This is a genomic window from Amycolatopsis kentuckyensis (assembly GCF_002155975.1).
Lineage (GTDB): Bacteria > Actinomycetota > Actinomycetes > Mycobacteriales > Pseudonocardiaceae > Amycolatopsis > Amycolatopsis kentuckyensis.
The window spans coordinates 1-3,064 of record NZ_MUMI01000671.1 but is presented as its reverse complement, the minus strand read 5'-3'; the positions used below and the strand labels follow the sequence as shown (position 1 = coordinate 3,064).

Below are 3,064 nucleotides of genomic sequence, written 5' to 3'. Positions count from 1 at the left end.
AACCTCGTCGGCACGCCCTGGCTGCTGCACCACGCCTGGCCGGGCAGCGAACTGGTGCTGCTCGACGACGTCGGGCACACCGTGTCGGCCGCGTCGATGCAGGACGTCCTGATCGGCGCGACCGACCGGTTCGCGCTCAGGGGATGAGCAGCCCCGGCTCGCCTTCCGGGGCGAGCGCGGCTTCGGCGCGCCGGGCGCGGTTGGCCTCGGCCAGCCGCAGCCCGGTGACGCGCAGGGGGAGCCGGTCCATGTTCCACTCCGCCAGCAGCAGCGCGATCTTCGCCTGCATTTCGGTGCGCAGCCGCAGGAACGAGTCCGCCGGGTCCGCGCCCACCTCACCGAGGAGCAGCCACCACGCCCAGGCCGCCGCGCCCGCGTTGGCGACGAAGTCGGGCACGACCGCGACCCCGCGGGCCGACAGCGCGGCCTCGGCTTCCGGCGTCGTCGCCGCGTTGGCCGCCTCGACGACCACCTTGGCCTTCACCACGCTCTCGTTGTCCGGCCGGCACGAGGATGTCCGCGTCGATCCCGAGGACCGTCTCGCGCGGCAGGGAACGGACCCCGGCGGGCAGCCGGGACCGGTCGACCTCGCCGAAGCGGTCGCGCAGCTCCAGCAGCGCCGGGACGTCGAGCCCGGTGGGGTCGTACAGCGTGCCCGCGGCGTCGGCGACCGCGACCACCTTCACCCCGGCTTCGTGCAGGTACCAGGCGGCACCGCCGCCCATGGTGCCGATGCCCTGGATCGCCACCGTCGTCTCGCGCACGTCCCAGTCCCACGCCGCCGCGACGCCCAGGCACGCCTGCGCCACGCCGTAGCCGCCGACGACGTCGCCGAGCAGCAGCCCGCCGGGGACCGGCGCGTTGAGGCCCGCCTGCACCCGGCGCAGGGTGCGCGCCGGGTCGGCCGAACGGCGGATCGCCGCGTGGTACGACTGCTCCAGGCCGAGCTCGGCGAACACCGAGTCGATCAGGTGCTGCGGCACGCCCAGGTCCTCGGCCGTCACCCAGTGCGCGTCCAGCCACGGCCGCAGGAACGCGCAGAAGCGCTTCAGCACGTCGAACGCGCGCGGGTCCTTCGGGTCGAAGTCGATGCCGCCTTTGGCCCCGCCGACCGGCAGGTTGAAGGTCGCGGTCTTGTTCGCCATGCCCCGGGCGAGGTCCTCGACCTCGGTCATCGTGCAGCCGGCCCGCATCCGGGTGCCGCCGGTGGCGACACCGGAGACCAGGCTGTGCACGACCAGGTAGCCGTTCGCGCCGGTGACGGGATCGGTCCACGTGAGCCGCATCAGCGGCGGGGCGGGGGTCATCGGGCCACTCACCTCCAGGGAAGTCCGGGGCGGCCTCGTGACCGCCTTCACGAGCGTGCGCCCCCGGTGGCCCGCCCGTCCATTTAACGCTGCTGCACGATCTCGTTTAAGTTTTGTGTATGGAGCTTTCGCTGCACCGCTTGCGGATGCTGCGCGAGCTGCACCGCCGGGGCACCGTGACGGCGGCGGCCGCGGCACTGCACTACACCGCTTCGGCGGTTTCGCAGCAGCTCGCGCAGCTCGAGCGCGACGTGGGCGCGAAGCTGTTCGAACGGCTCGGCCGGCGCGTCCAGCTGACCGAGCTCGGCACCCTGCTCACCGAGCACGCCGAAGAGATCCTCGGCTCGGTGGAGCGCGCGACGCTCGCCCTGGAAGAGGCCCAGGAAGCCCGCACGGTCCGGCTGACCGCCGGGGTGTGGGCGTCGGTGGCCTCCGGCCTGCTGCCGACGGCGCTGACCGCGCTGGCCGGCGAGCACCCCGGGATCGAGGTGCGCACCCGCGAGCTGGCTCCCGAAGACACCGCCGACGCCGTCCGGGACGGCAGCCTCGACCTTTCGTTCGTCATCGAGTACTCGGACGCGCCGACGTCGTGGGACGCCGGGCTGGAACGCGCGGTCGTGGCCGTCGAGCGGCTGCACGCCGCGGTGCCGCGGGGCGCCGTGCCGTCGGGGGCGGCCGCCCTGCCCGACCTCGCCGAACACCCGTGGATCCTGGCCAGCCCCAAGTCGCACTTCGGCCGCGCGATGCGCACCGCCTGCCAGCGGCACGGCTTCGCGCCGAAGATCAACCACGAGGTCGAAGAGCAGTCGACGGCGATGGCGATGGTGGGCGCCGGGCTGGGCATCACCCTCGTGTCGGACCTCGGCCTGCGCCTGCTGCGGCCGCCCGGGATCGACGTCGTCACGCTCACCACGCCGCTGCTGCGGACGGTGTCGATCGCCTACCGGCGCACCGCCCCCCGGCGGCCCGCATTGCACCTCGTCATCGACGCCGTGCGGGCGTCGGCGGCCGAGCTCGGACTGGGTACCGAACCGGCTTTGCCCTGATCAGGGACTTCTTACGGAGTGGTGACCGCCTCCCGGAGCGCAAGATCCGCCCTGAATTTGTCGTACCCCGCGTGTAGCGTCCGAAGGCGAGAAGTTCCCACCGTTCTCTCCCACACGGAACAGGAATGGACATGCAAGCGGTGCACGATTTCCCCGAGAAGTCGGGTAGTGCGTCGAACCGCACCGCGCGGGTCCTGGCGGACCGCGCGGCCGGCGAGGCGTACGTCGCATCGGTGTGTTTCAAGCACGGACCACCCCGCCTGACCGGCGTGGAGCTGGAGTTCACCGTGCACCATGCCGACGACCCGGCCAGACCCCTCGATCCCGACGTCCTCGCCACGGCGCTGGGTCCGCACACCCCGCGGACGCTCCGCCCCGGCAGCCCCGCCTCGCCGCTCCCGGCCGGTTCACCGGTGAGCCTCGAACCCGGGTGCCAGGTCGAGATTTCCGCTCTTCCCCAGGCCTCCCTGCGTGACCTCGACGCAGCCGTGACAGCCGACCTCCGCCACCTGCGCGATCGCCTCGCCCGGCACCGCCTCGTCCTGGGCGAAACGGGCATCGACGCCCACCGCGCGCCCCGCCGGCTCCTCCACACCCCGCGCTACGCCGCGATGGAGCGCCGGTTCGCGCCGATCGGGCCGGGCGGCCTCACGATGATGTGCAGCACCGCCGGCCTGCAGGTCTGCGTCGACGCGGGGGAGTCCGCCCACC

2 protein-coding genes and 1 pseudogene are annotated in these 3,064 nt (G+C 73.3%); 2 read left to right on the top strand and 1 reads right to left on the bottom strand.

Annotated elements, in window-relative coordinates; all coding sequences use genetic code 11:
* Window positions 1-136 precede the first annotated feature (136 nt).
* Window positions 137-1,307: pseudogene (locus CCN39_RS45285) on the bottom strand (Glu/Leu/Phe/Val dehydrogenase dimerization domain-containing protein).
* Between the two features lie 119 nt (window positions 1,308-1,426).
* Between CCN39_RS45285 and CCN39_RS45280 the strand changes: the two are divergent.
* Window positions 1,427-2,353 carry a LysR family transcriptional regulator gene (locus tag CCN39_RS45280; RefSeq protein WP_086853074.1) on the top strand — a complete coding sequence of 309 codons (927 nt, stop codon included), beginning with the start codon at window positions 1,427-1,429 and terminating at the stop codon, window positions 2,351-2,353.
* Window positions 2,354-2,484: 131 nt separating this feature from the next.
* Window positions 2,485-3,064, top strand: a 580-nt coding sequence (locus tag CCN39_RS45275) for a glutamate-cysteine ligase family protein (RefSeq protein ID WP_244211312.1), incomplete at its 3' end; no start/stop codon positions are given.